This is a genomic window from Bartonella sp. MR110HLJHH, assembly GCF_042194225.1.
GTDB lineage: Bacteria > Pseudomonadota > Alphaproteobacteria > Rhizobiales > Rhizobiaceae > Bartonella > Bartonella grahamii.
Window position 1 is genome coordinate 91,594 of sequence record NZ_JBHIMQ010000003.1, and the last position, 26,715, is coordinate 118,308.

22 protein-coding genes are annotated in these 26,715 nt (G+C 38.0%); 15 read left to right on the forward strand and 7 right to left on the reverse strand.

Going from position 1 to position 26,715, the window contains the following annotated elements:
• Positions 1-91 precede the first annotated feature (91 nt).
• Positions 92-619, forward strand: coding sequence for a DUF6101 family protein (locus tag ACFIKB_RS03520; RefSeq protein ID WP_012754813.1), 528 nt, complete (start codon positions 92-94; stop codon positions 617-619).
• Between the two features lie 1,162 nt (positions 620-1,781).
• Here ACFIKB_RS03520 and purD read toward each other — a convergent pair.
• Entirely contained in the window at positions 1,782-3,056 is a 1,275-nt protein-coding gene (gene purD, locus ACFIKB_RS03525; protein WP_375635779.1) for a phosphoribosylamine--glycine ligase, read from the reverse strand.
• 90 nt (positions 3,057-3,146) lie between these two features.
• Here purD and ubiA point away from each other — a divergent pair, with 90 nt between their 5' ends.
• A complete protein-coding gene (ubiA, locus tag ACFIKB_RS03530) occupies positions 3,147-4,151 on the forward strand; it encodes a 4-hydroxybenzoate octaprenyltransferase (RefSeq protein WP_375635778.1) in 1,005 nt (334 codons plus the stop codon).
• Positions 4,152-4,403: 252 nt separating this feature from the next.
• Here the strand turns inward: ubiA and pdxH are convergent, their stop codons facing one another.
• Entirely contained in the window at positions 4,404-5,027 is a 624-nt protein-coding gene (pdxH, locus tag ACFIKB_RS03535; protein WP_375652840.1) for a pyridoxamine 5'-phosphate oxidase, read from the reverse strand.
• 293 nt (positions 5,028-5,320) lie between these two features.
• On the opposite strand from pdxH, the gene ACFIKB_RS03540 reads away from it, so the two are divergent.
• The 8 genes from ACFIKB_RS03540 (at position 5,321) to ACFIKB_RS03575 (ending at position 13,942) form a co-directional block, all read left to right on the forward strand.
• Entirely contained in the window at positions 5,321-6,223 is a 903-nt protein-coding gene (locus ACFIKB_RS03540; protein WP_012754817.1) for a DnaJ C-terminal domain-containing protein, read from the forward strand.
• Positions 6,224-6,351: 128 nt separating this feature from the next.
• Positions 6,352-7,170 (forward strand): enoyl-ACP reductase FabI, encoded by an 819-nt coding sequence (gene fabI / locus ACFIKB_RS03545; RefSeq protein WP_273787904.1) that lies wholly within the window; start codon positions 6,352-6,354, stop codon positions 7,168-7,170.
• A gap of 148 nt (positions 7,171-7,318) precedes the next feature.
• Positions 7,319-8,407, forward strand: coding sequence for a chorismate synthase (gene aroC / locus ACFIKB_RS03550; RefSeq protein WP_375644563.1), 1,089 nt, complete (start codon positions 7,319-7,321; stop codon positions 8,405-8,407).
• 15 nt (positions 8,408-8,422) lie between these two features.
• Positions 8,423-9,526: a 3,4-dihydroxy-2-butanone-4-phosphate synthase gene (gene ribB, locus ACFIKB_RS03555; RefSeq protein ID WP_375652842.1), complete on the forward strand. Its 1,104-nt coding sequence runs from the start codon at positions 8,423-8,425 to the stop codon at positions 9,524-9,526.
• Between the two features lie 7 nt (positions 9,527-9,533).
• Positions 9,534-9,788 (forward strand): exodeoxyribonuclease VII small subunit, encoded by a 255-nt coding sequence (locus ACFIKB_RS03560; protein ID WP_273787907.1) that lies wholly within the window; start codon positions 9,534-9,536, stop codon positions 9,786-9,788.
• Between the two features lie 236 nt (positions 9,789-10,024).
• The gene (gene dxs, locus ACFIKB_RS03565; protein WP_375638694.1) at positions 10,025-11,932 is read left to right on the forward strand and encodes a 1-deoxy-D-xylulose-5-phosphate synthase; all 1,908 of its coding nucleotides are present in this window, start codon (positions 10,025-10,027) and stop codon (positions 11,930-11,932) included.
• A gap of 16 nt (positions 11,933-11,948) precedes the next feature.
• Positions 11,949-12,692 (forward strand): TlyA family RNA methyltransferase, encoded by a 744-nt coding sequence (locus ACFIKB_RS03570; RefSeq protein WP_375652843.1) that lies wholly within the window; start codon positions 11,949-11,951, stop codon positions 12,690-12,692.
• Positions 12,689-13,942, forward strand: a complete 1,254-nt coding sequence (locus tag ACFIKB_RS03575; RefSeq protein WP_375635771.1) for a class I SAM-dependent RNA methyltransferase — start codon at positions 12,689-12,691, stop codon at positions 13,940-13,942. The genes ACFIKB_RS03570 and ACFIKB_RS03575 overlap by 4 nt, the downstream gene beginning before the upstream one ends.
• Positions 13,943-14,486: 544 nt before the next feature.
• Here the strand turns inward: ACFIKB_RS03575 and tldD are convergent.
• Together tldD and ACFIKB_RS03585 are read right to left on the reverse strand one after the other, a co-directional pair.
• Positions 14,487-15,911, reverse strand: coding sequence for a metalloprotease TldD (gene tldD, locus ACFIKB_RS03580; protein WP_375635770.1), 1,425 nt, complete (start codon positions 15,909-15,911; stop codon positions 14,487-14,489).
• A 109-nt stretch (positions 15,912-16,020) separates the two neighbouring features.
• Positions 16,021-16,596, reverse strand: a complete 576-nt coding sequence (locus ACFIKB_RS03585) for an invasion associated locus B family protein (protein ID WP_375635769.1) — start codon at positions 16,594-16,596, stop codon at positions 16,021-16,023.
• Between the two features lie 297 nt (positions 16,597-16,893).
• On the opposite strand from ACFIKB_RS03585, the gene cyoE reads away from it, so the two are divergent.
• The 4 genes from cyoE (at position 16,894) to rnhA (ending at position 20,499) form a co-directional block, all read left to right on the forward strand.
• On the forward strand, positions 16,894-17,829 hold the full coding sequence (cyoE, locus tag ACFIKB_RS03590; protein ID WP_375652858.1) for a heme o synthase: 936 nt from the start codon (positions 16,894-16,896) through the stop codon (positions 17,827-17,829).
• A 182-nt stretch (positions 17,830-18,011) separates the two neighbouring features.
• The gene (gene ispH, locus ACFIKB_RS03595; protein ID WP_375635767.1) at positions 18,012-19,067 is read left to right on the forward strand and encodes a 4-hydroxy-3-methylbut-2-enyl diphosphate reductase; all 1,056 of its coding nucleotides are present in this window, start codon (positions 18,012-18,014) and stop codon (positions 19,065-19,067) included.
• The gene (locus ACFIKB_RS03600) at positions 19,067-20,026 is read left to right on the forward strand and encodes a homoserine kinase (protein WP_375652844.1); all 960 of its coding nucleotides are present in this window, start codon (positions 19,067-19,069) and stop codon (positions 20,024-20,026) included. Before ispH ends, ACFIKB_RS03600 begins: the two co-directional genes overlap by 1 nt.
• 5 nt (positions 20,027-20,031) lie before the next feature.
• Complete coding sequence (gene rnhA, locus ACFIKB_RS03605) at positions 20,032-20,499, forward strand: ribonuclease HI (protein ID WP_375635765.1); 468 nt, start codon at positions 20,032-20,034, stop codon at positions 20,497-20,499.
• A 27-nt stretch (positions 20,500-20,526) separates the two neighbouring features.
• Here the strand turns inward: rnhA and ACFIKB_RS03610 are convergent, their stop codons facing one another.
• On the reverse strand, positions 20,527-21,405 hold the full coding sequence (locus ACFIKB_RS03610) for a protein-disulfide reductase DsbD domain-containing protein (protein ID WP_375635764.1): 879 nt from the start codon (positions 21,403-21,405) through the stop codon (positions 20,527-20,529).
• A 71-nt stretch (positions 21,406-21,476) separates the two neighbouring features.
• Between ACFIKB_RS03610 and ACFIKB_RS03615 the strand changes: the two genes are divergently transcribed.
• Positions 21,477-22,061, forward strand: coding sequence for a YqgE/AlgH family protein (locus ACFIKB_RS03615; RefSeq protein ID WP_012754832.1), 585 nt, complete (start codon positions 21,477-21,479; stop codon positions 22,059-22,061).
• 42 nt (positions 22,062-22,103) lie between these two features.
• On the opposite strand, the gene ACFIKB_RS03620 is transcribed toward ACFIKB_RS03615, so the two are convergent.
• Together ACFIKB_RS03620 and ACFIKB_RS03625 are read right to left on the reverse strand one after the other, a co-directional pair.
• Positions 22,104-24,989 (reverse strand): EAL domain-containing protein, encoded by a 2,886-nt coding sequence (locus tag ACFIKB_RS03620; RefSeq protein ID WP_375652846.1) that lies wholly within the window; start codon positions 24,987-24,989, stop codon positions 22,104-22,106.
• A gap of 400 nt (positions 24,990-25,389) precedes the next feature.
• Positions 25,390-26,664 carry a M16 family metallopeptidase gene (locus tag ACFIKB_RS03625; RefSeq protein ID WP_375635762.1) on the reverse strand — a complete coding sequence of 425 codons (1,275 nt, stop codon included), beginning with the start codon at positions 26,662-26,664 and terminating at the stop codon, positions 25,390-25,392.
• Positions 26,665-26,715: the final 51 nt, after the last annotated feature.

Genomic DNA, 26,715 nt, shown 5'->3' on the forward strand with positions numbered 1-26,715 from the left:
ACCAGTTGTTTTTTATTCAAACTTTTAATAATCCAATGAGAAAAAGCTGCTAAAGGGTGTATGTTATTTAAGATAAATTGGGATAATGTATATGGCTAATCAATGCTTTAATCAGGCAAAAGCGGTGCTTGAATTTCGGTTAGATCCGTGCCATTTGCCACAAACGACGACATATTTTTCATCCAAAACGGGTAATCAGGTTATTTGTTCGTTAAATGAGCGTGGTGTTTCTTTTAAAACGGATATGCCTTCAAGCTTATCGCATTTAATACCCCCTTATCATTTCCAAGGAATTGCAGCACGTACCGTGAAAACGCGTTCAGGAGAAAGAGCTGTTGCATTAGAATTACTTCATGCCGATGAGGAAGCTTGTATACCGCTTTTGGTTTCCAGAGATTTGAATAATGTTCTTCTGGATTGGCGATTATGGGCGGATACTTATGGACTCCCCATGCTTATGATCAATGAAGATAATCGCATTCTGGTTGTAAAAGATCGTTCTGATTTACATCGTTTTTTTGGTACAACAGCACATTCTAAACAAAAGCGTTTTTTACTTCGTTATAGCAATCCGTTAGGCTTGCGTTTGGTGATTGCGAATCGAATTGCACTCCAGTAATATTAATATGCATTCATTTTTGTACTACCGTAAGCATTTATCTTGTTGTGCCGTAAAACATCGTTGTTTGGGGCGGTAATATAAGGCGTGTAAACTTCACACATGAAGTATTTTTAGAGGACATGGCGAATATTCTTAAGTTTGCTTGTCGATCTTTGTGTAAGTGAAGCATATGAGTAGGAACCAAGAGGAACCCGCTCAATGAGAATCCGGACGTTTACAGATGGGATTTGGTGTGACTTTTGGTTCTTTAAGGCAAAGAGGAAGTCAATGATTGTAAATGAGAGTTTTTTGACACCATACATTGGCAGCAGGAATCGGTTATGTTAAACGCTTTTCTCGGAGAGGTAAAAACGGCTTTCATAACAATAGAAACCGTTTTTTTGGCGGTGTAATTTTTGGTTTTTGCCACATCATTAAAACACGAGCAGATTGCTGGAAGTGTTTTTTACTTTTTTATAAATCATTTCTCCATGTTGAATGAGAGCTTTGAATATTGCAAAATATTCTTACTTCATCTCTCTCCTATAATCAAAATCATTTTTTTGCACGTTATAAGAAGGGGTAGAGTGTGGATAAAAATCATTAAAAAAGAGTAAACACTCTCTGATAAAGCGTTTAGATAGAAAGGGTTATCGTAATATTGGGAGTTGGAAAATACAATGATAGTATCGGTTTTTATCTTTATTTCAGAAAGATGGCAGAATGGATTTATACTATTTGCAGGTAGTGTCGTAAAATGGGAGTGACGAGCATGAGAGATATTGTTTAAGAATTTGTACGTGAATAACATCAGTATCTTTTTTTTGGCATTTTATTTTTCGTAAAAGCGGAATTTCATTAAAAAACGCAATAAATAAGAGAAATGATAGTATATATGTTTTTCTTCAGGGTTTTATAAGAAAGAAAGTATTTATAAAGATGATGAGAAAATACGTTTAAATTAAATACAACAGTAAAATGATCAGTTTATATCACAGTGTTATATTCAGAGAAATTTCCTATTTTATCATGAGTAGATATCCTATTTACAATATTTGATTGTTCAAAGGAAAGCACACTCATTTTTTCAAAATTATGGTCAACGTAAAACAGTAAGAAAATTTGTGTATCATGCTCTTATATAAAATAATCAAATCGGAAAAAAGAATATTCAAAGGATTTAGTTTTCTCGCGCAATGGCTCTCCATCCGATATCACGACGAACAAAACCTTCTGGCCAATCAATACAATCAACAGCTTCATAAGCACGTTTTTGTGCGTGCGTAATCGTTTTTCCTGTTGCTGTTATGTTGAGGACACGTCCACCATTTGCAATGAGTTCTCCATCACGCAATACTGTACCAGCTTGAAAAACTTTCACATCGGGAAGATTGTTTACTTTATCAACGTTACGGATAACAGTACCTTTTTGGGGAGAGTCTGGATAACCATTGGCAGCCATAACAACGGTGAGAGCAGTTTTTTCAGACCACCGAAGAGGCTTATTTTCAAGTTTTCCTTGAGCTGCAGCAAGAAAAATTGGCAAAATGTCATCTTTGAGGCGCATCATTAAAACTTGACATTCAGGATCACCGAATCGTACGTTAAATTCAATTAATTCGGGTCCTTTTTGCGTTATCATTAATCCGACGAAGAGAATACCTTTAAAGGGGGCGCCCATTTCTTTCATGCTTTTTAAAGCTGGTTCAACAATTTCTTTGAGGGTACGATTCACTATTTCTTGGGTCATGATGGGCGCTGGTGAATAAGCACCCATACCACCGGTGTTTGCTCCAATATCGCCATCACCTACACGTTTATGGTCTTGAGCAGAACCAAAAGGAAGAGCAACTTTACCATCACAAAGGCAGAAGAAGCTTGCTTCTTCACCTTCAAGAAAAGATTCTACAACAATTTTGTTTCCTGCATCTCCAAATGCACTTTTGAAGCAGGCATCGACTGCGTTAAATGCTTCTTCCATAGTTGTTGCAACCACGACACCTTTGCCAGCTGCTAAGCCATCAGCTTTAATAACAATGGGAACACCTTGTTGATGAATGTAAGCTTTAGCTTTAGAGGCATCATTAAAGCATTGGTAACTTCCTGTAGGAATGTTATTCTTACGACATAAATCTTTTGTAAAAGCTTTAGAACCTTCTAGTTGAGCAGCTTTTTGAGTAGGACCAAATACACAGATGTTAGCGCTATTAAGAGAGTCTGTTATACCCGCAACCAATGGTGCTTCTGGTCCTACAATCACAAGATCAATAGAATGTTTTTTACAAAAATCAATAACAAGGGGATGGTCATCAATGTTTAAATTAATATTTTCACCAAATTCTGTTGTTGCAGGGTTTCCAGGAGCACAATATAACTTTGTTAGCAGTGGTGATGCAGCTATTTTCCATGCTAAAGCATGTTCTCGTCCACCTGAGCCAATAAGAAGAATATTCATTGCTTGCTCCTCTCATAAAAGATGATTAATCTCATCTCCTTCTCATAAGAATGAAATGTCTCTATCGCAAGACCAAAGGTAAATCATTTGATGAAAAAAAATAAAAATATCGCGCATGTTCAATCCTGTGAGAGTCAGGGACGGGTTATGGATGCATCTTCCAAACAATGGGTCTACAATTTCCTTCCCTGTTCTTTATGGTTTTATGCGCAATTGGCGCGTTGGGATCGGCCTATCGGATGGCAATTGTTGATGTGGCCTTGTTTTTGGTCAACAACAATGGCTTTTTTCTCTTATAACATGCATTATGATACTCTTTTATCAATGTTTCTTCACTGGGTTTGGTATCTTTTTCTTTTTTTTCTGGGATCTATTGCTATGCGAGGGGCAGGATGTACTTGGAATGATCTTATTGACCATAAAATTGATGCTCAGGTAGAAAGGACACGTTCTCGCCCATTGCCGACAGGTCATGTGAGTCGGTTTCAAGCAAGAGTTTTTATACTTATGCAATGTTTGGTTGGTTTAGTCGTTTTATCACAATTTAATAGGTTTAGTTTTTTTCTAGGTATTTCGTCATTGATAGCTGTTGCATTTTATCCTTTTATGAAACGCGTAACATATTGGCCGCAGTTTTTTTTAGGCGTTGCGTTTAATTGGGGGGCATTAATGGGGTGGGCTGTTGTCTTTGGAAGTTTAAGCTGGGCACCAATCTTGCTTTATGTGGGATCAATCTTGTGGACCATAGGATACGATACAATCTACGCACATCAAGATAAAGAAGATGATGCTACTGTTGGTGTCCGTTCTACGGCCCTTCTCTTTGGTAAAGGAACCAAGCGTGCTTTAGTATTTTTGTATGGTGGTTTTGTGGTGTTCGTTAGTTTAGCATTTTATTTAGCTGGAGTCCCTGTTCTTAGTTTTTTGGGGATTTTTGTGGCAAGCATCCATATGTTTATTCAAATTAAAGTCATTGATATAGATGACAGTTCACAATGCCTCAGGCTTTTCAAATCTAATTCGCTTATTGGTTTTGTGATTTTTGCTGGTTTGGTATGTGGGGGTATATGGACGATATTTTATCCTGCGGTCTAAAAATAAGTTAGCTAAAATCATAGTTTCTGCTGAATACAGTATTTTCTTTTAAATAAGCTTGTTGCTAATCTGTTTTAAGCAATACAGTAGAAAATATTACCAATCAACTTTTACAGTGAAAATGAATTACAGTGAAAATGAATTTCTTCTATTTAAATAAAATAAATCATCTTCTTTTAGAATTTTTCAAATAAAAAATACTTGTTTAACTGTTGGGAAGAAAAAATCTTTATAACGATGAAGTTTGAAGGATTAGGGATAAAGTTTTTGTCTTTTCCAATCGCTGTGTTCAACACAATCGCGTGTAAAAAGCAGACGATCATGTAAACGAAATGGGCGATCGCACCAGAACTCTATAGAAAGGGGTTTAACACGAAACCCAGACCAATAAGGTGGTCGTGGAATATTGCCTAGAGCATAACGCGCAGTATATTGAGCAATTGCTTTTTCGAGCACAAAACGATTGTCTAAAGGTTGAGATTGTTTAGATGCCCATGCACCAATTCGACTACCACGTGGTCGCGATTGGAAATAGGCATCGGCTTCCTGTTGACTTACTTTTTCAACAATTCCTCTAATTCGGACCTGACGACGGAGCGATTTCCAATGAAAACCTAAAGATGCTTTCATTGATTTTAAAATTTCTTGTCCTTTACAGCTTTCATAATTGGTATAGAAGACGAAGCCTTGGGGACTGTAGTCTTTGAGGAGAACCATACGAACATTAGGGAGTCCTGTTTCGTCAACTGTTGCTAATGCCATAGCATTTGGATCATTTATTTCACTTATCGTTGCCTTTTCAAGCCACTTTGCGAAAAGTTCAAAAGGTTTTTGCATTTTCATAAAATGATCATCTGTTGGTATTTTGTTGCTCATAGTTTCTCCAAATATCAGTGAGCATGGGCGAGGCATTTTCTCATTTACTTTATCATCAAAAAGCCAATGCTATTGTGTATTTCTATGGTAGTTTAATTATTTTTACTTTAGCATAGGCTACAATGAGCTATATTAAATAAATGTCTCATTTTATCTGGTATTTTAGTTTATTGATAGACATATAAAAAGGAAAGAAGAAATTATTCTCTAGAATAGACTGATGAAGATATAAGGGATATTGAGCAACGGATCAGTTGATATTTTGAAAACGAAAAAATTGAAAAGAGGGCAATATGCGTGATCCCTACACGATTCTGGGTGTGGCACGTACCGCAAAATCGCAAGAGATTAAATCGGCATTTAGAAGATTAGCAAAGAAGTATCATCCAGACCATAATAAAGATGATACAAAGGCTAAAGAAAAATTTGCTGAAATTAATCAAGCTTATGAAATTATAGGTGATAAGGATAAAAAGGCACAATTTGACCGCGGTGAAATTGATATGGAAGGAAAACCGCTTTATCAAGCTTATGGTACTGGTGAAAATTTTAGCAATAAACAAAATCCCTTTTCAGGAAGAGCAAAGGGATTTGATTTTTCCTCTTCAGGTGGTGCAGGTTTTGATGCGAGTGATATTTTTCGGGATCTGTTTGGAGGAGGTAGTAGCTTTTCGAATTCCACACACTATAACCGTCCCCAACAAGGAGCACATGTTCGTGCTAATCTTGCCATAACATTAGAGCAGATGGTTGGCGCAGAAAAGGTGGAAGCTGTTTTTCCAAATGGAAAAAAGTTAAAAATTAAACTTCCAGATTATATTGAAGACGGACAGACTATTCGTTTAAAAGGTCAGGGAGAAGAGGTACCTCTCGGGCAAGCAGGAGATGCGTTGATAACCATTCAGATTCAAAAACATCCTCGTTTTCGGGTTGAAGGAAGAGCACTTCATCTTGATTTACCAGTTTCTCTTAAACATGCTGTTTTGGGAGCAAAAGAAGAAGTTGAGACGTTGGAGGGACGTGTGGTTTTAACGATTCCTGCTTGGTCAAGTTCTGATCGCGTTTTACGGTTGAAAGGAAAAGGGCTTCGTTTAAAAAATGGTACAAGAGATGATCTTTATGTGCATGTTCGCATTATGTTGCCGGAAGGTGAAAATGCCGCGCTAGAACAGTTTTTGCAAATGCAACAAGATTAATTTTAAAATTTTTTATATACAAAAGCGTAGTTTTTGTTTGATTTTAAACCAATTGCTTGAAGAAAAAGTTGACCTGTGTCATAGGCAGATGAATAATATTAATTTTAAGTAACAATGGGGCAGTGCTGATGGCTAAGGGTAATGGTTTATTGTACGGTAAGCGTGGTTTAATTTTGGGGTTGGCCAATAATCGCTCCATCGCTTGGGGAATCGCTAAAGCGGCAAGTAGCGCAGGGGCAGAGCTTGCTTTTACCTATCAAGGTGAAGCAATGAAAAAGCGTGTTGAGCCTTTGGCTGAAGAATTAAAGGGGTTTGTTTGTGGACATTGTGATGTTTCTGACAGTGTCTCTATTGATACGGTCTTTAGAGAAATAGAGAAGAAATGGGGAAAACTCGATTTTTTAGTTCATGCTATTGGTTTTTCTGATAAAGACGAATTAAGTGGTCGTTATATTGATATCAGCGAATCAAATTTTATGATGACCATGAATATTTCCGTTTATTCCCTAACAGCTCTAACGAAGCGTGCAGAGAAATTGATGCCAGATGGTGGGTCAATCTTGACACTGACCTATTATGGTGCAGAAAAGGTTGTTCCCAATTATAATGTAATGGGGGTTGCCAAAGCAGCTCTTGAAGCGAGCGTGAAATATTTAGCGGTAGATTTAGGTCCTCAAAATATTCGTGTTAATGCTATATCTGCTGGACCAATTAAAACGTTAGCGGCTTCTGGTATTGGTGATTTTCGTTATATTTTAAAATGGAATGAATATAATGCTCCATTACGTCGTACGGTAACAATTGAAGAGGTTGGTGATTCTGCGCTTTATTTTCTTTCAGATTTGTCTCGTTCTGTTACCGGTGAAGTCCATCATGTCGATTCGGGTTATAATATCATAGGTATGAAAGCAGTTGATGCACCAGACATTTCTGTCGTTAAAGAATAAAGTTTGGTTTATGGGATTTTATTGGACAGCAGTAATTTGACCAACTTTAAAGTGGCTAAGAGTATTTGGGAGCAAAGAGCTACCTTTTTTATAGCACACAACATACGTTGTCGTTGTATATATTTGACAGAGAAACGGATCTTTTTTCATGTCGCATAATACATTTGGTCATTTGTTTCGTGTAACAACATGGGGTGAAAGTCATGGTGCTGCTCTTGGTTGTGTCATTGATGGTTGTCCACCTGGAATTATTTTTACTCTTGCAGAAGTTCAAGCTTATCTTGATAAACGCAAACCAGGACAATCAAAATATACAACGCAGCGCCGAGAACCAGATGAAGTAGAGGTCCTTTCAGGAGTTGTTGTTCAAGACGATGGGACAACATTGGTGACGACAGGTACACCAATTTCTCTGTTGATTCGAAACACAGATCAGCGTTCGAAGGATTATAGCTCGATTGCTCATCAGTATCGTCCAGGACATGCGGATTATACTTATGATATTAAATATGGCATTCGTGATTTTCGAGGTGGGGGACGTGCTTCAGCACGGGAGACGGCAGCACGTGTTGCAGCTGGTGCATTTGCTCGTAAAATCGTTCCTGGTTTGATTGTACGAGGAGCAGTGATAGCAATTGGTCCTCATAATATTAATCGTGATCGGTGGGATTGGTCAGAGGTTGATAATAATCCTTTTTTTACAGCTGATGCAGAGATGGTTCCCATTTTTAGTGATTATATCAGTAAACTCCGTAAAGAGGGAACATCTGTTGGTGCGGTTGTTGAGATCGTTGCAGAAAATGTTCCGGCAGGTTTAGGAGCCCCTATTTATGCAAAGCTTGATCAAGATATTGCATCGTTACTTATGTCGATTAATGCGGTAAAAGGTGTGGAAATTGGTGATGGTTTTGCGGCAGCCCGCCTGAGGGGAGAAGAAAATGCCGATGAAATGCGAATGGGAAATGATGGAAAACCGCTTTTTTTATCCAATCATGCTGGTGGTATTTTAGGGGGAATATCGAGTGGACAGCCAATAGTTGCACGTTTTGCTGTAAAGCCTACTTCATCAATTTTAACGCCTCGTCGCTCCATTGATGTTGATGGTCATGATATAGATGTTATAACGAAGGGACGTCATGATCCATGTGTTGGGATTCGTGCCGTTCCTGTTGGTGAAGCGATGGTTGCTTGTGCTATTGCTGACCATTATCTAAGACATCGCGGTCAAATTGGGTGATTGAAAAGGTGAACAATGGCGTATGATGAAAAAAAAATTGTTTCTGCACTTAAAGCTTTTGAACGCGGTGAAATTGTTGTGGTGACAGATGATGATGACCGTGAAAATGAGGGTGATTTAACTGTTGCTGCAGCGTATTGTACAGAAGAAAAGATGGCGTTTATTCTTCGTCACACAACAGGTATTGTGTGTACACCTATGCCAAAAAAAGAAGCACAACGGTTTAATCTTGCTCCTATGGTACCAGATAATAACTCTGCACATGGGACGCAATTTACTGTTACTGTGGATTTTAAACATGGGATAACAACGGGTATTTCTGCACATGACCGCACATTGGCAGTTCGTAATCTTGCTAATCCAAATGCTGGTGCTCACGATTTTGTCCGTCCAGGACATATTTTTCCTTTGATTGCGCATGAAGGGGGGGTGCTCATGCGTTCAGGTCACACGGAGGCCGCTGTTGATTTATGTAAATTAGCTGGTTTGCCACCAGTTGGTGTTATTGGTGAGTTGGTCAATGATGATGGCAGCGTTAAACATGGCGATCAGATCATGAAATTTGCACAAGAACATCGGTTACATATGATAACGGTTGCAGATTTAATTGCTTACCGCCAACATAAGGAAATATTGATCAAGCATGTTGGAGAAATGCCTATTGAAACATCTGTAGGTCCCGCTATTGTTCAAAGTTATCAATTCCCTTGGGAAGCCGTTCAGCATATTGCAATTGTTTTTGGTGATGTCCGTGAGGGTGAGGATATTCCTGTGTATTTACATCATGAAAACATTATAAATGACGTTTTTTGTCAATCTTCAGATATTATGGTGGTGATGCGGCGTATGATGGAAAAAGAAAAACGTGGCGTATTTATTTATTTGCGTAAAGGATCTGTTATGCAATCAACTATTGATATTCAAAATATGGCAAGAGACAGTTCAGAAAACCATGTGCAGGCGATTGAACGCGAAGAAGAATGGCGCAAAATTGGTTTAGGATCACAAATTTTAAAATATCTAGGAATAGGCTCTGTTATTGTTTATGCTGCTAAAGAGCATCATCATGTAGGTTTAGAAGGTTTTGGAATTCGTATATCTAGAACAGATATTTTTTGAGGTTCATATGAAAAAAGAGATACAAGAGGGGGATATTACGACCTTAAGCTTTGAGCAAGCGCTTAAGCAACTTGAAGTTATTGTCGAAAATTTGGAACGTGGCGATGTGCCTTTGGAACAATCCATTGATATTTATGAACGCGGTGAAGCGCTTAAAAAGCATTGTGAAAAACTCTTAAGAGTTGCTGAAGCTAAAGTTGAAAAAATACAGCTTTCAGAAGACGGTTCTCCAGAAGGAGTAGAACCACTTGATGCTAAATAATATTAAATATTTTGGATATTTATTGTGAAACGAGGAGATATAATAACCTTTTTTATAGAAAATTAAATCGATTGATTTCTTTTTTATAAAATAAGTAAAAAATGAGGAAAGTATAGCTCATCTCAAATAGAAAAGAGCATTTTTCAGTAAAAAAGATGCAAAACTGTAAATAAGAGTAGAGAAGATATATTTTTATCGTTTCGTTTTCTTGAGTTAAGATAATAGAAAGGTTTTTTTTGTCTCAGGTCTTAACACCATTGCTTGACCGTATTTGTTTTCCGCAAGATTTGCGGGCATTGCCTGAGTCTGATTTGGTACAGTTGGCTGATGAGTTGCGGACTGCAACAATTGATGCGGTTTCTGTAACAGGTGGTCATCTTGGGGCGGGACTTGGTGTTGTTGAGCTCACTGTTGCATTACATTATATTTTTAATACACCAGAGGATAGGATTATTTGGGATGTTGGTCATCAAACCTATCCACACAAGATTTTAACGGGGCGTAGAGAAAAAATTCGCACATTACGTCAAGAGGGCGGATTATCAGGTTTTACAAAACGTTCAGAAAGTGTGTATGATCCATTTGGAGCGGGTCATTCGTCTACTTCTATTTCAGCGGGGCTTGGCATGGCGGTGGCAAGTGCTTTGAAAGCAGAGACAAGACGCAATATCATAGCTGTCATCGGTGATGGTGCAATGTCTGCGGGCATGGCTTATGAAGCAATGAACAATGCTGGTGCTTTGGATGCACGCTTGATTGTTGTTCTTAATGATAACGATATGTCTATCGCACCACCTACAGGTGCTATGAGTGCACATCTTGCACGATTAGTATCTCGTCCTTCTTATCGTCATTTGCGTGAACGCGTAAAGATGTTGAGCGAAAAATTGCCAAAGTTTTTTTTGGATAAGGCGCGTCGTTCAGAGGAATTTGCGCGTGGACTTTTGGTTGGGGGAACTTTATTTGATGAGCTTGGCTTTTATTACCTTGGCCCCATAGATGGGCACAATTTGGGGCATTTATTGCCTGTTTTAAAAAATGTTCGTGAATATCCTAGTGGTCCTGTTTTGGTGCATGTTGTCACACATAAGGGAAAGGGATATCCACCTGCAGAAGCCTCACCTGATAAATATCATGGTGTTAATCGTTTTGATGTCACGACAGGAAAACAGGTTAAAGCATCAAGTAATATTCTACCCTATACCAAGGTATTTTCTAAAGCTTTAATAGAAGAAGCTCGCCATGATGATAAGATTGTTGGCATAACAGCAGCGATGCCAACAGGGACAGGTCTTGATTCTTTTGCGAAAAAATTTCCTGAAAAAATGTTTGATGTTGGTATCGCTGAGCAACATGCCGTAACTTTTGCGGCAGGACTTGCTTGTGAAGGGTACAAGCCTTTTGTTGCAATTTATTCTACTTTTTTACAGCGTGCTTATGATCAAATTATTCATGATGTATCAATTCAAAAATTACCGGTACGTTTTGCTATTGACCGTGCAGGTTTTGTGGGGGCAGATGGTGCAACACATGCTGGAAGTTTTGATATTGTTTTTTTGTCCACTCTTCCTGGGTTTGTTGTTATGGCACCTTCTGATGAGCTTGAACTGATGCATATGGTGCGTACAGCTGCAGCTTATGATCAGGGACCAATTTCTTTTCGTTATCCACGTGGTGAGGGCATTGGTATAGATTTACCGCAACGTGGTGAGTTATTAGAAATTGGAAAAGGGCGTGTTCTGCGTGAAGGAAATAGGATCGCTTTGGTTTGTTTTGGAACGCGGATGTCAGAAGTGTTGCAAGCTGCTGATGCATTGGAGGCTGAAGGATTATCTACAACGGTTGCAGATGCACGGTTTGCGAAACCTTTAGATAAGGATTTGATGTGTCGTTTGGCACGTGAGCATGAAGTATTGGTGACAATTGAAGAAGGGGCAATCGGTGGTTTTGGAGCGCACATATTACAATTTTTAGCGCAAGAAGGGCTCTTAGAGCATGGTTTAAAAGCTCGTACACTAAAACTTCCTGATGAGTATTTGAATCATGGTGCACCAGAAAAAGTTCTTTCACGTATCGGACTTGATGCTATGGGTATTGTCAACACGGTTTTTGCTGCTTTAGGCCGCGAGATTCGAACAGGATAAAAAATTCGAGTATGATATGGCTGCCAGAAAAAGGCTCGATATTCTCTTAGTTGAAAAAAACTTTTTTACGACACGTTCACGCGCACGTGATGCTGTTATGCGTCAAACTGTTAAAGTTAACGGCGAAATCGTTTTTAAAGCTGGGCAAATCGTTTTTGATGATGCAGAGATTGCTGTTTGTGATCCAGCGCAGAATTATGTTTCTCGGGCAGCGTTAAAATTGATTGCTGCACTTGATGCATTTCCGATTATAACAGATAAAGTGACGGCCATTGATGTTGGTGCATCAACAGGTGGTTTTACACAAGTTCTCTTAGAGCGTGGATCGGCTCATGTAATTGCCGTTGATGTTGGGCATCATCAATTTGATAAACGTTTATTGGGCAACAGTGCTATAACGTTATTAGAAGGCTTGAATGTTAGAGATTTTCAACATAAACATTTAGGTGGGCGAAAAATTGATCTTATCGTTTCAGATGTTAGCTTTATTTCTCTCAAACTTGCATTGCCTCCCGTTTTGTCTTTAGCCAAGAAGGGTGCCCAAGCTGTTTTACTGGTAAAGCCTCAGTTTGAGGTTGGTCGTAAACACTTTAGCAAGAGGGGAATATTAAATCCATCAATAGCTAAAGAAACTGCTGAGGCGCTTTTTGTTTGGTTAAATACACAAACAGGGTGGAGTGCAAAAGGTTTAATTTCTTCCCCTATTACAGGTGGTGATGGCAACGTGGAATATTTACTATTCGGAGAAAAACAAGAGTGAGTGACAATGTCATAATCGACCATATCGGAGCAAATGGGTATGGTACTTCTAGGACGTCTCACGGCTTCGTTTATGTTCCTTTTACTTTACCAGGAGAGTGTGCTGAAATTACTGTTCATGGAAAATATGCAACATGTATAGCATTAAAAGAAAAATCATTAGAACGCATTGATACTCTTTGTCAGCATTTTGGAGAATGTGGAGGGTGTACTCTTCAGCATTGGCATATGGATGCTTATCGCGTATGGAAACAACAATTGGTTGTTGATGCGCTTAAAAAGTATGGACTTAATAATGTTGTTGCGCCTTTAATAGAATGTAAACCTTATAGCCGACGGCGGATTACTCTAACAGCATCTATGACCCCACAGGGGCAAAAAGTTGGTTTTAACCGTTATCTCTCTCATGAGATTGTAGCTCTTGAGGAATGTCCAGTAAGCCGTCCAGAGCTTATTTCTCAGTTGCATAATATTAGAGAGCTCTGTGCTTTTCTAAGCAGCTCTGCCAAACGGTTTCATGTTACAATAACACGTGTTGAAAATGGTTTAGATGTTGCTTTAAGCGGTTGCATTGTACACCATGAATCACTTCGTCAGAAAATGATCAGTGCTGCTCTTTCATATGGGATTATACGTTTATCTGTTGACGGTGAAGTTTTGGTTGAACGAGAAAAACCAGAGATTTACTTTGGAGATGTCCGTGTTGAATTTCCTTCTGGTGGTTTTCTTCAAGCAACTTGCGAAGCTGAAAATATAATGGGCAATATTATTTTGACTCATTTACAAAAAGCAAAGAATGCTGTTGATTTGTTTTCAGGGATAGGAACATTTACCTTGCGTATGGCAAAAAAGATGAATGTTCATGCAGTAGAAGATAATGAAGATGCATTAAGAAATCTAAATACAGCAGCACGTTTTGCAACTGGTTTAAAAACGGTCACTTGTGAAAAACGTGATCTTTTCCGACATCCCCTTTCTGTAAAGGAACTTGAGTGTTTTGAGAGTGTTGTTTTTGATCCTCCCCGTGTTGGTGCAGAGCAACAAGTACGTGAATTAGCGAAGACAACAGTATCACGTGTTGTGGCAATTTCCTGTAATCCTACTACATTTGCTCGTGATTTATCTCTTCTTGTTGCAGGGGGGTATACAGTAGAAAAAATCATACCGATTGATCAATTTTTATGGTCACCACATGTCGAAATTGTTGCTGTTTTGAGCAAAAAGAAAAAAAAGAAAGCTTGGAAGCTTTAGCCTAAAATTTTTTAATGCCATGAAGACTTTTTTAAAAGTTTACTTGAGTATTATTATAAAAATCTCTCCAAAATTTCTCTATAATAATAACCTTTTGCTCGTTGAATTAAGAGCACTGAATGTAGAAAGTGTTTTTTATTTTAAACTTTTTTATTATGAAATATAAAAGGTAAATTATCCCACACAAAAGACTAATGTATTACGAAGAAGATGTATCTGAACAAGCCGGTGCTAGTGTTATATTTGCCATCTCTCAATGTTTCTACAACTCTTGGTACTTGAGAGGGGACATAAGAGGAATCTTTGGTCCTGTCTTTTACAGTTTTTATTCATATAACTCCCCCCACCTGTAACGTACAAACGAAAGATTTTGATTGATTCAACATGGAACAGATTTGAAATGAGAGAATCTTATGGAATTCAAGGTTCTAATTCAATATGAAAAACGATAGATTATCTTTATAAATCAACGCATTGTACCCCCCCCTCACAAAGTGGTCGTGATAGACGAGAAGGAGGCAATATTGGGAAGGAATGAGAACGCTTATTCCTTTATAAGCGCAGTTCCACCGATTGTCATATTATTGATTCGAAGATGAGGTTGACCAACACCAACAGGGACATTTTGGCCAGCTTTTCCACAGAGACCGATACCATTATCAAGTTTACTATCATTACCAATCATTGTAATACGTTTCATAGCATCCGGTCCATTTCCAATAAGAGTTGCGCCTTTGATTGGTGCTACAATTTTACCATTTTCTACTCGGTATGCTTCAGTACATTCAAAGACGAATTTTCCAGAAGTAATATCAACTTGTCCTCCACCAAATGAAACAGCATAGATACCATGTTTGAGTGAAGAAAGGATTTCTTCAGGTGTTTTATCTCCTCCTAGCATGATTGTATTGGTCATTCGTGGCATTGGTGCATGAGCATAAGATTCACGCCGTCCATTCCCAGTTGATTTACTTCCCATAAGCCGTGCATTAAGCCTGTCTTGCATAAAACCAACGAGCTTTCCATTTTCAATGAGAACGTTATATCCTGAAGGGGTCCCCTCATCGTCGACAGTGAGAGAACCACGGCATTGTGGAATTGTTCCATCATCAACAACTGTAACACCTTTTGCCGCAACTTGTTGTCCTAAAAGTCCAGCAAAAGCGGATGTTTTTTTACGGTTAAAGTCACCTTCTAAACCATGACCTACGGCTTCATGGAGCATAACGCCAGGCCATCCATTGGCTAAGACAACATCAAAAGATCCTGCAGGTGCTGCTTCTGCTTCTAAATTTGTTAAAGCCATACGTAAGGCTTCATCCGCAGCTTTTTTCCAATTGTCTTCATGAATAAATTGGTCAAATGCTTGTCGCCCTCCACATCCATAAAAACCATTTTCACGTCGATTGCCTTCAGCTGCGACTACAGATATAGAAAGCCGCACAAGGGGACGAATATCACGAACCAAATAACCATCTGCACGTAAAATTTCAACATGTTGTAGCGAGCCGGAAAGAGAAGCAGTCACTTGATGCAATTTATCATTTTTAGCACGTAAATAGGCATCAATTTTTTGCAAAAGAGCACTTTTTTCTTCAAATGATGGAGCATCAAGGGGATTATGCGGTTGATAAAGTCTCTTGTTTGTTTGTTGAGGTGCTATGCTATAAGTCCCTGCATGATTATTATAGGTAATAGCTTTAGCTGCTTCGCTGGCACGTTTGAGTGCAGCAGCTGATAATTCACTAGAATATGCATATCCGGTAGCTTCTCCAGCAACGACACGCAGACCAAATCCCATATCTTGATGGAAAGAGCCGTTTTTAAGCTGTCCATTATCAAATAAAAGAGCTTCGCTTTCTGTATACTCAAGGTAAAGCTCACCGTCATCAGCATGATGAAGCGTTTCTTGTACAAGTGATTGCACTTTAGAGGAAGTAATATCAAAATGATCAATCAGCGATTTCATAAGAATTATCCTATTTTTATGGGGACTTAGAAGATTTTTATTAATCTAATTTAAGAAGCTTTCAAAATATACGATGAGATTTTAATCGTATAAAGTGTATCGATTTCATTCATGTAGGTAAGGTTGCATAGGCGTCGCCAAGACCATGAAGGTCAACGAAACCTCCAATCCCTTGTTCAGGAGTTGTAAAAATAAAATAAGTTGCCATTTTTCCTTTTAAAAAGAGCTGCAATATGTCTTCTTTAAGAAAGGCTTCAGCAACACAATTATCACCAAGACAACGACGATATTCCATTCTGCCCATATTTTTATCGTCAATTTTAATTCCAACACCAGGACGTAATTCAACGCGAATCGGAACAAAAACACGCATCAAAGCACCTTGCTTTTTAGGAAGTTTATAAAATGTAACGCGCAAGGTAATATCATGACGACCTTGTGTATGAACGTTTTGTACAACTTCACACTGCATGTTAGGTGTACCTGGCGGTAGAGTACAAACTTTTGTCCATGCACCATAGGTTTGTGGAGCAGGGACATTTTGCGCATAGGGTGTTTGTGCAAATGCATGATTGATAAAACTACTATAAAGTGTGTAAAGAACAGCACCAATAAAAAAACTTTTTTTGAGTAATTTATGAAGTATCACAGAAAATCCTATCCGACTCAACACACACACAACCATGCATAGATTTACATAAAAAAATGAATTCCCCACATAAAAACTATAACACAAAATCAGTATTTACCCAAATATATTAATCCATAGGATATATTTTTATGATACATTTGTAATGTAGGAGAGAATGTTGATTGAAAAAATGTATTTTTGTTGCCAATATTTCCATCTATTTTTAGGGGATACGTGCGAACGAGGTATTTCATATTTTCTCAAAAATACGATTGGTCTTAATTGATCATTTCCATACGCTAGATAATATTGGTTTGTGAATGACAGAAATGGAAAAGGGCTTTGAGCGGAATGTCAGTTTCAGGAGAGTTATCGGTTGTGAATGGTAAATCAACGCCACCAAAATCCGGTATTGGTGATTATATCACGTTATTAAAGCCACGTGTTATGTCTCTTGTGGTCTTTACGGCTCTGGTTGGTTTGCTTGTATCGCCTGTTTCTATCAATCCGTTGTATGGTTTTTTAGCGATTTTATGTATTGCTATCGGTGGTGGCGGTGCGGGAGCACTGAATATGTGGTATGATGCTGACATTGATGCCGTGATGGAACGGACCAAAAAGCGTCCTATTCCTATGGGTAAAATCAGTTCCCGAAAAGCATTTATTTTTGGCATGGTTCTTTCTATGCTTTCGGTATTGGTTATGGGGAGCTTCATTAATTGGTTTGCGGCATTTTTTCTTGCGTTTACGATTTTCTTTTATGTTGTTATCTATACAATTTGGTTAAAGCGTATCACACCACAAAATATTGTTATTGGTGGTGCTTCTGGGGCTTTTCCACCAATGATTGGATGGGCCGTGACAACAGGGACAGTGAGTATTGATAGCTTTTTATTATTTTTAATCATTTTTATGTGGACCCCCCCTCATTTTTGGTCTCTTTCTTTATTTTCATCTCTTGATTATGAGGCAGCAGGTATCCCTATGATGCCTAATGTACGAGGTGAACATTCAACAAAAAAACAGATTTTATTTTATACTATTTTGATGGCATTATGCGCAGCTGCTCCTTGCTTTACTGGTCTTGGTGGAATTTTTTATGGTATTTTTTCAACAATTTTAAGCATTATCTTTGTTTATTTTGCCTATCGTTTGTGGAAAGCTGATACACATAATGAAACTATTTTGATGGCAAAAAAACTGTTTTTCTTTTCATTACTTTATTTGGCAGCTATCTTTGGAGTTCTTTTGATTGAATCTCTTGTTTGGTATTTTATCGCTCTTTAGTCGCGTAAAATGAAAGAACAAATTTTAAAAGAGCTTTGTTGCAAGAACATATTGTAAGAAAACACGATAGAGTGTGTTCTTATGCAAAAGATGGTATTGCCAGTTTTTTTACATTGCTTATTCGTGTATAACGATAGGTTGTTTGAATATATAGCTAAAACTGTAGAGATTAAGGATGATTTATGTCTGGACTTCCCCCTTTAACGATACGTCTTTGTGGTCCACGTGGATTTTGTGCAGGGGTTGATCGTGCTATCCAGATTGTTCTCCTTGCATTAAAAAAATATGGTGTTCCAGTATATGTTCGTCATGAAATTGTACACAACCGCTACGTGGTTGAGGGATTACAACAACGGGGAGCCGTTTTTGTTGAAGAACTTGATGAGATTCCAGAAGAACATCGCAATCAACCGGTTGTTTTTTCTGCTCATGGTGTACCAAAATCTGTTTCAGAAGAAGCACGATGCTATAATTTGTTTTATCTCGATGCAACATGTCCGTTGGTCTCGAAAGTTCATAAACAAGCGATACGACATCAACGTCATGGTCGTCATGTTATATTGATTGGTCATGCTGGTCATCCTGAGGTGATAGGGACAATGGGACAGCTTGAAGAAGGGGCTGTGACGCTTATTGAAACGATAGAAGATGCTTTGCATTACCAACCCAATGATCCAGATAAATTAGGATTTGTTACACAAACAACGCTTTCTGTTGAAGATACTGCAGGAATTCTCGATATATTACAACAACGTTTCCCTACATTAGCGGCCCCAGCGGCTGAGTCAATTTGCTATGCTACAACGAATCGACAAGATGCGGTTAAGGCAGCAGCAAAGGGGAGTGATTTGTTTTTGATTGTTGGAGCGCCAAATTCTTCTAATTCACGACGTTTAGTAGAGGTTGCCGAAAAGTCTGGTGCGCGGCAAGCTATTTTAGTTCAGCGCGCTGATGAAATTAATTTTGAAAACCTAAAAGCTCTTTCTATTGTCAGTCTTTCAGCAGGGGCTTCGGCTCCTGAAATTATTATTGATGAAATTATTTCAGCGTTTCGTGAGCGTTATGATGTCACAATAGAATTAGCTGAAACAGCGGTAGAAACGGAAAAATTTTTAGTGAGTCGCGAATTACGTGACGTCATTTTAACGTCTCAAGATATGGCTTTCGTCAATGGTCAAGCAAATAATGCAAAAAATGAAAATCAGAATACAGACATGTCTACAACGAAAGCAGAATAATGGCCGTTTATACAGATATTCATTCAAATGATTTAAAAGTGTTTTTAACACGTTATGCAATAGGGTCACTTTTGTCTTATCAAGGTATAGAGGAGGGGATTGAAAATTCTAATTTTATGTTAGAGACAACACAAGGGCGATTTATTTTAACACTTTATGAAAAACGTATTTCAAAAGATGATTTACCTTTTTTTTGTCGCTTGATGCAGCATTTAGGACAGCGTGGAATTCCTTGTCCTCAACCTGTTATTCAAAATGATGGAATGATGATCTGTGAATTAGCAGGACGCCCTGCTGCTATTATTACTTTTCTGGAAGGAGAGTGGGTCTGCCAGCCCACTATAGATCATTGTGGTGAAGTGGGGACGGGGCTCGCACAATTACATTTAGCAGGACAGGATTTTACACTCAGTCGTAAAAATACTCTTTCTGTTATGGATTGGCAGGTATTGTGGCAACGTTGTCAAACAAAAGAAGATGCATTATTAAAAGAATTTGGACAAAAAATTGAGTTTGAATTGGCTTTTTTACAGGAAAATTGGCCGCTCAATTTACCAATAGGCATTATCCATGCAGATTTATTTAATGATAACGTCTTTTTTGTGAATCATCGTCTTTCTGGGATGATAGATTTCTATTTTGCTTGTAATGACTTTTTTGCTTATGATTTAGCGATCTGTTTAAATGCTTGGTGCTTTGAGCCTGATCATTCCTATAATCTGGCCAAAGCACGTAAGTTATTGGAAAATTATCAAAAAATAAGACCATTGATCCCTTTAGAATTGGACAAGATTGTTTTGTTAGCTCGTGGTGCGTCTTTACGTTTCTTACTCACACGTCTTTATGATTGGTTTAATACACCGCCTAATAGCTTTGTTATTAAGAAAGATCCATGGGAGTATTGGCACAAGCTTTGTTTTTTCAGTAATGTAAATTCGCTAAGTGAATTAGGTTTTTAAATTTTATGGCAACTCAACAAAAAGTCGTTGAAATTTATACAGATGGTGCTTGCTCAGGGAACCCTGGAATTGGAGGATGGGGAGCAATTTTACGCTGGAATGGTCATGAACGTGAGCTTTATGGCGGTAAGGTCCATACGACAAACAATCAAATGGAAATCATGGCGGCAATTTGTGCATTAAAGGCGCTTAAAGAGCCCTGTTTGGTCGACCTTTATACAGACTCAGTTTATGTGCGTAACGGTATATCTAAGTGGATTGAAGATTGGAAAAAGAATAATTGGCGCACCGCATCAAAAAAGCCTGTTAAAAATATGGAGCTATGGCAAGCTCTTGAGGATGCTTGTTCTTGTCATACAGTCAGATGGCACTGGGTAAAAGGGCATGCGGGACATCCAGAAAATGAACGCGCAGATGCCCTTGCTCGCAAAGCAATTACTCAATATCGCGAAAATGGACATTTTACAGCATAATTGCTGTTTGATAGCTTTTTTCTTTTATTACGGAGTCACAAGAGGGGTTGGCTGCGTATGGAATATGAATGTTCCACTTAAGGCGTAATCTTTAAAAGAAACTGTATAAAAAATTTTTTGGTTTATTTCTTCTGGAGCGAAATAGAGTGGAGCACTGAAGAGTGTATATTCTGCGTTATCACTGACTTTTTTTGCTGCTCCAATTTGCATTTCTCCTCCATCTAAAAAGAGAGAGGAAGGAGTGGTTTTGTTGTTATTTTGTATTTTTATAAGAAGGGTACTGTTATTTTTTTCGGCACTTATTTTTAGTGCATTCTGCATCATGCGGGGCAAAGAATCTTGGGCATTTTTTAAGAAGGAAGCAGGAAGATGTTTATTTTTAAGAGCAGATGGCGAAAAATCAAAGTTAACAGTAAATGGAAGACAGATTTTATTACATAATCCAAGAGTGAAAGCACCACTTAAATTTTTGCTTGAACCAGAAAGATTGAAGGGCAATATTACTTTATCTTTATAGCCTAATGACCAATCATTTTCTGTTTCAAAAAGCTGTGGGGTAGGATAAAAGATTTCATAAGAAACCTGTTGGTTGAAATTAAAAAACGGTGCCATGCCAGAATTACCTGGATTACGCCAGTAAGTTTTCCATCCTGGTTTAAGCACAATCTCAATAATGCCTTCTCTTATTCCAGAAAGAGAAGGTTCGGTGATCGCTAATCGGATACGACCACCATCTGATTCATACCAAGATGTTGCGAAAAGCTGGAGTTTTTGTCCTTTTTGAGCATTTACAGGAATGTTAAGTAATTCTAAAACTATGAATGTTAAGCTTAAAGTAACTAAAAGATTTTTATAAAAGAAAGTTGCGATATTTTGTAAATTTGTAAATATATGACTTTTTTTCATTGGAGTTTTATTTTCCTAGTGTACTAAATGAACAAACTTTTATCATGTAAATTATGGAGAATAACAAATTAATGAAGCGGTGTAATGGCTTTTTAGGTGGACAATTACTCATAGCAATGCCTGGGATGAATGACAAACGCTTTATTCGTTCTGTTATTTACATTTGCGCGCATTCTGATGCCGGTGCGATGGGCATTATTCTCAATCAATTGCATCATATTGATTTTCCAGAGCTTTTGCTTCACTTGGGAGTCATAGACAGTGGCCAAAAAAAAAGTCTTTCTGAACCAATAAAACAGTTTCCAGTTCGCTATGGTGGTCCTGTTGATCCTTCGCGTGGTTTTGTCCTTCATTCAGATGATTATGCTTGTGAAGAAACTGTTTTTATTGCAGATAAGGTCTGTTTTACTGCGACAATTGATATATTAAAAGCGATCAGTTGCGAACAAGGTCCGCAACATGCACTGGTAGCATTAGGTTATGCTGGATGGAAAGCGGGGCAACTTGAGGCAGAAATTTCTACAAATGGTTGGCTAATCAGTTCTACATCACCTAGTTTTCTTTTTGAAAGCGATTTAAGCTGCAAGTATGATAAAAGTTTAACACGCATGGGTATCGATCCAACTTATCTTGCTTCTGAAATGGGACATGCATAGAGTTTTTTCTAAGCTTTTTAACTTTACACGTTATTTTATCCCTTATGTTTTTACTTTATAAGGGAAATGGCTCTGAACGAGCGTAATTAATTCTTCTATGGCAATCGGTTTCGTTACAAGTGTGCTTTGAACATATTTACAGCCTTCTTGACGGAGGAAGATCGCTTCTTTTTCATTTTCAACACCTTCTGCGATAATTTGCAAATTAAGATCTGTTGCCATATTAATGATAGACTTGAGAACAATTTTCTTCTTAAGGGAGTCGATTGAAATAAGTGAACGATCAAGTTTAACCATATCAAATGGATAACGTACGAGATAGGTCAGAGACGAATAACCTGTTCCAAAATTATCGAGTGCGAGATTCATTCCAAGTGTTTTAATTTGTTCGAGAAAGTGCGCTGATTGTTCAGGATTATTTCTTAAGACAAATTCAGATATTTCAATCATCAAACGTCCTTTGTGGAGCGGATGACGAAGCAAAGCGGCGCGCAATTGACTGATAAAACGAGGATGAATCATTTCTGCGCTTGGTAAATTAATTGAAATAAAGAAAGATTGTTGGGAAAACTTTTCTTGTACATTTATAAGATCGATAATGGCATTATCGATGATAAATTGTGACAAATTCATAACAATTTGTTCGTTTTCTACGATTTTTATGAAATCAGAGACATTTAAATTTCCATAAGTGGGATGATGCCATTCTACAATTGTTTCAAAACCAATAATATGTCCGTCTGATAAATTAAGAATAGGATGGTAGAGGATTTTTATCTCATTACGTTTTATGGCATAATGAACATCTTTCTCCAGAGTATTATGTTCGAGACCCAAAGTGCGAAAATTAGGACGAAAAGGTTCAATATGGTTTCCACCCATTTGTTTTGCACGAATCATCGCTAATTCACTATCATTAAAAATATCTTTAGCCGTCGATCGGCTTTCACTCCATGTAACCAATCCGATAGACGTTGAAAGGATTATTTTGTTTTCTGAAAGTGAAATAGGTGCTGAAATTGTTTTGTGCAAATGATCTGCAAATGCTGCAATTTTTTGTGGTTCAGTTTCACTGAGTAAAATAATTGCAAAGCGGTCTGCTGAAAGGCGCGATAAGGTGTCTTGAAAATTAATGAGACGGTTTAAACGACGTGCGATTATAAGCAGTACAGTATCCCCAACTGCTATGCCTAATTTGCGATTAATTTGGCGAAAATTGTCAAAATCAATCATAAAGACAGTCGGTCTAATTTTGATATTTGCTTTCGCCAAAGAGGTATAATTTTGTAGTCTATCGAAGAAAATTTGTTGGTTAGGAAGGCCGGTTAAGCTGTCGTGGATTGCATCATGCAATAAGCGTTCTTCGGATTTTTTGTGGTTAGTAATATTGACAATGGTTCCAATGACACGTGTGATTTTCCCATCTTTTTGCATAGCCGGACGTGCACGAAGAGAAAACCAATGATAATAACCACCACCGGAAGAAAGCCGAAAAATTTGATCAATGCGCCCTTTTTTATTTTTAAGAATGATATCTAATACGGCTTGAAAGCGTTCACGATCATCATGGTGCAAGGCTGAAATCCAGTTGCGCATAGGTCCATTGAGGTTATGAATTTCAGTACCAAAAAGGGTTGCCATGTTTGGATGTACAACAATACGGTCACGCTCAATATTCCAATCCCAAATAATATTTCCAGCTCCCTTTGCTGCGAGTACTTGTTGTTCAAGATCGGAAAATATTCCTTCATGGAAAGCGTCATTAGAAAAAGTTTGTTGCAGGACAGTAAAGCTGATGAGAAGAACAATGAGCACTAATCCTCCCGCTAATGCTGGCTGGATAATATCATTGTTTAAATATCCAGCTATGCAGGCATAGGCTCCAATACACCAAAAGCTAATGAGCAACCATGTTGGGATAAGCATAATGGCGCGGTCATAGCTTCTGATTGAGAAATAGATGATTAATATTATACCAAGCACAGCGGTAAGACCAAAAGACAAACGCGCAATTCCAGCTGCTCTGATTGGATCATAAATAGCAAAGGCTCCTAGACTGCAAAAGGCAATGGTCCAAGCGATAGCACCGTAACTAAAATGATAATGCCAGCGGTTAAGGCTGAGATAGGTAAAAAGAAAAATGAAGAGTGTAGCAGTAAGTGCTACTTCTGTACCAGCACGCCAGATTGGTTGTGTTGTGAGTGTAACTGCAAAGAATTTATTTAAAAAGTTGAAGTCAATACCAATATAAAAAAGCACAGCCCAAGCAACAGCTGCTGTTGCAGGAAACAGCCCTGTTCCACGGACGACGAAGAGAACAGTTAACAAAAGCGCTAAGAGACCAGATATACCAAGAAGAATACCATGATAAAGCGTATAAGAATTAATAGCATCTTTATAAGCTTCAGGTTGCCATAAATAGATTTGCGGTAGATTTGCAGAGTTAAGTTCGGCCACAAATGTAACAACAGCACCAGGGTTAAGGGTAATACGAAAGATGTCAGAGTTTGCACTAAGTTGACGATCGAGGGAAAACCCTTCGCTTGGCGTTATGGATTGAATCCTTTCTGATCCAAGATCTGGCCAAAAAAATCCAGAACGCGCCATGCGGTAATGGGGGGCAACGATGAGACGATCGACTTGTTCATCTGTTGGATTTGCAAGAGAAAAGACTGCCCAATTTCCGGAAAATTTTTCATTTTTTGCCTGCACTTCAATACGCCATACAATACCATCTGGTCCTGGCGCTGTACTTGTTTGAAAAATAGAGCTGTTTGTATGGTGAATTTCAATTGCTTTTGAGAGATCAAGAGCAGCATCCTGAGAAGAAATTTTAACTGGCTCAATTGCTTGTACTGATGTAAGATGGACAAGAAAACTAACGACTACAATGAAAATGATATCAATTATTTTACGCAAACTCTTCACAATGTCCCACTCTCAATATTTTAGGATGTTTAATTTTCATTTCGATTTTTGAGAAAAAACGTCCACCTTTTATAATTTATTTACATAATAAATTGTTATCACTTTTTCTTAAGTTATGTGGTTTTGTATACAAATAGACCACATGTCCATTTGCTTCAATGGAACTTGAAGCGAATGAAGTTTTATATGTTAAAAGGGCAAAGTTAAACCATGAATTTCCAGATTTCATGGATATACCTTCACTCATTAGAATCTTTATCACATGAAGTATGAATTGGGTAGTTTTGTACGCTTCTTTGCCCAATATTTCCAAAACTTATTTAATGAGAAGAGCTTTTGTGGTAAATTTTACGATAAAATATGTGTATGTTATTGTGATGCTGTTTTGAAAAGAAGTTTTTTACTTTAGCTTGTATGAAAGAGTTGACGTTAAATCATCAAAATTTATGAGGGGTCCTACAGGTCCGACAGCAGTTAGTGTTGGAGTGGAATTTGTAAAAAGACGATGTGCTAAATCAGTTAATCTTTTAGGAGTGATGAGATTGAGGCGTTCAATTGTTTCCGATATTGGAATTGGTCGACCATAAAGGAGTATTTGGCGAGCAATGAGATGTGCTTGACTAGAGGGATTTTCCTGTGACATTGTCAGATTCGCACGATATTGCGTTTGTGCTCGTTGCAGTTCATTGGCGTGAATGTTTTTACTGACCTTGGAAAGTTCATCAAGAATCACGGGAATAAGTTCTTTGAGCCCTTCTTGTCCGGTAGCTGCGTGAACACCAAAAAGACCAGTATCTGAAAATCCCCAATGAAAAGCATAAATAGAATAGCATAATCCACGTTTCTCTCTTACCTCTTGAAAAAGACGTGAAGACATACCACCACCAAGAATGATTGAAAGAATTTGGGCCGCATAAAAATCACGCGCGTGATAAGCACGCCCTTCAAACCCCAGAACAACTTGTGTATCCATTAAATCGCGATATTCACGAAAGTCGCCACCAACATAATTTGCAAGATTAGTAAGAGGTGCGGTTGAATGGGAGCGAAAAGTACCAAGACGACTTTCAACTTCTCGCAAGAAACTTTCGTGTTTTACAGCTCCTGCAGCAACGACAATCATACGATCTGCACTATATTGTTTATTGATGAAATCATGGAGATCAGTAGATGTAAATGATTGGATAGTTTTAGCTGTTCCTAAAATAGAGCGTCCAAGGGATTGATGACGAAAGGCTGTTTCTGTAAAGTGATCAAAAACAATATCATCAGGAGTGTCATGAGCGGCACCAATTTCCTGAAATATTACTTGTTTTTCTCGTTCTAGTTCATTGTCGTCAAATTTTGAATGCATTAAAATATCGGCTAAAATGTCTATAGCAAGTGGGATATCGCTTTTAAGTACACGTGCAAAGTAAGCTGTTGTTTCAATACTGGTGGTGGCATTGATTTCACCGCCAACATCTTCAATATCGGTTGCAATTTGAAAAGCAGTGCGGTTTTCGGTTCCTTTAAAAGCCATATGCTCAAGAAGATGAGCAATACCATGCTGTGTGGAGGTTTCATTGCGTGAGCCCACTTTAACCCATATTCCGAGGGCAACACTATCAATTTGTTGCATTGTATGTGTGGCGATAGTCAAGCCATTACTAAGGCGACATATATCTACATCCATGTATTTACAACTCCATTAAATAAGTTAAATACCTCATTGTAAGGGTATTAG

What these genes read in the sequence shown, in the direction of transcription:
- ACFIKB_RS03520 (WP_012754813.1), top strand. Translation starts at nt 92, where the DNA reads ATGGCTAATCAATGCTTTAATCAGGCAAAAGCGGTGCTTGAATTTCGG.
- purD (WP_375635779.1), bottom strand. Translation starts at nt 3,056, where the DNA reads ATGAATATTCTTCTTATTGGCTCAGGTGGACGAGAACATGCTTTAGCA.
- ubiA (WP_375635778.1), top strand. Translation starts at nt 3,147, where the DNA reads ATGAAAAAAAATAAAAATATCGCGCATGTTCAATCCTGTGAGAGTCAG.
- pdxH (WP_375652840.1), bottom strand. Translation starts at nt 5,027, where the DNA reads ATGAGCAACAAAATACCAACAGATGATCATTTTATGAAAATGCAAAAA.
- ACFIKB_RS03540 (WP_012754817.1), top strand. Translation starts at nt 5,321, where the DNA reads ATGCGTGATCCCTACACGATTCTGGGTGTGGCACGTACCGCAAAATCG.
- fabI (WP_273787904.1), top strand. Translation starts at nt 6,352, where the DNA reads ATGGCTAAGGGTAATGGTTTATTGTACGGTAAGCGTGGTTTAATTTTG.
- aroC (WP_375644563.1), top strand. Translation starts at nt 7,319, where the DNA reads ATGTCGCATAATACATTTGGTCATTTGTTTCGTGTAACAACATGGGGT.
- ribB (WP_375652842.1), top strand. Translation starts at nt 8,423, where the DNA reads ATGGCGTATGATGAAAAAAAAATTGTTTCTGCACTTAAAGCTTTTGAA.
- ACFIKB_RS03560 (WP_273787907.1), top strand. Translation starts at nt 9,534, where the DNA reads ATGAAAAAAGAGATACAAGAGGGGGATATTACGACCTTAAGCTTTGAG.
- ACFIKB_RS03570 (WP_375652843.1), top strand. Translation starts at nt 11,949, where the DNA reads ATGGCTGCCAGAAAAAGGCTCGATATTCTCTTAGTTGAAAAAAACTTT.
- tldD (WP_375635770.1), bottom strand. Translation starts at nt 15,911, where the DNA reads ATGAAATCGCTGATTGATCATTTTGATATTACTTCCTCTAAAGTGCAA.
- ACFIKB_RS03585 (WP_375635769.1), bottom strand. Translation starts at nt 16,596, where the DNA reads ATGGTTGTGTGTGTGTTGAGTCGGATAGGATTTTCTGTGATACTTCAT.
- cyoE (WP_375652858.1), top strand. Translation starts at nt 16,894, where the DNA reads ATGTCAGTTTCAGGAGAGTTATCGGTTGTGAATGGTAAATCAACGCCA.
- ispH (WP_375635767.1), top strand. Translation starts at nt 18,012, where the DNA reads ATGTCTGGACTTCCCCCTTTAACGATACGTCTTTGTGGTCCACGTGGA.
- ACFIKB_RS03600 (WP_375652844.1), top strand. Translation starts at nt 19,067, where the DNA reads ATGGCCGTTTATACAGATATTCATTCAAATGATTTAAAAGTGTTTTTA.
- rnhA (WP_375635765.1), top strand. Translation starts at nt 20,032, where the DNA reads ATGGCAACTCAACAAAAAGTCGTTGAAATTTATACAGATGGTGCTTGC.
- ACFIKB_RS03610 (WP_375635764.1), bottom strand. Translation starts at nt 21,405, where the DNA reads ATGAAAAAAAGTCATATATTTACAAATTTACAAAATATCGCAACTTTC.
- ACFIKB_RS03615 (WP_012754832.1), top strand. Translation starts at nt 21,477, where the DNA reads ATGAAGCGGTGTAATGGCTTTTTAGGTGGACAATTACTCATAGCAATG.
- ACFIKB_RS03625 (WP_375635762.1), bottom strand. Translation starts at nt 26,664, where the DNA reads ATGGATGTAGATATATGTCGCCTTAGTAATGGCTTGACTATCGCCACA.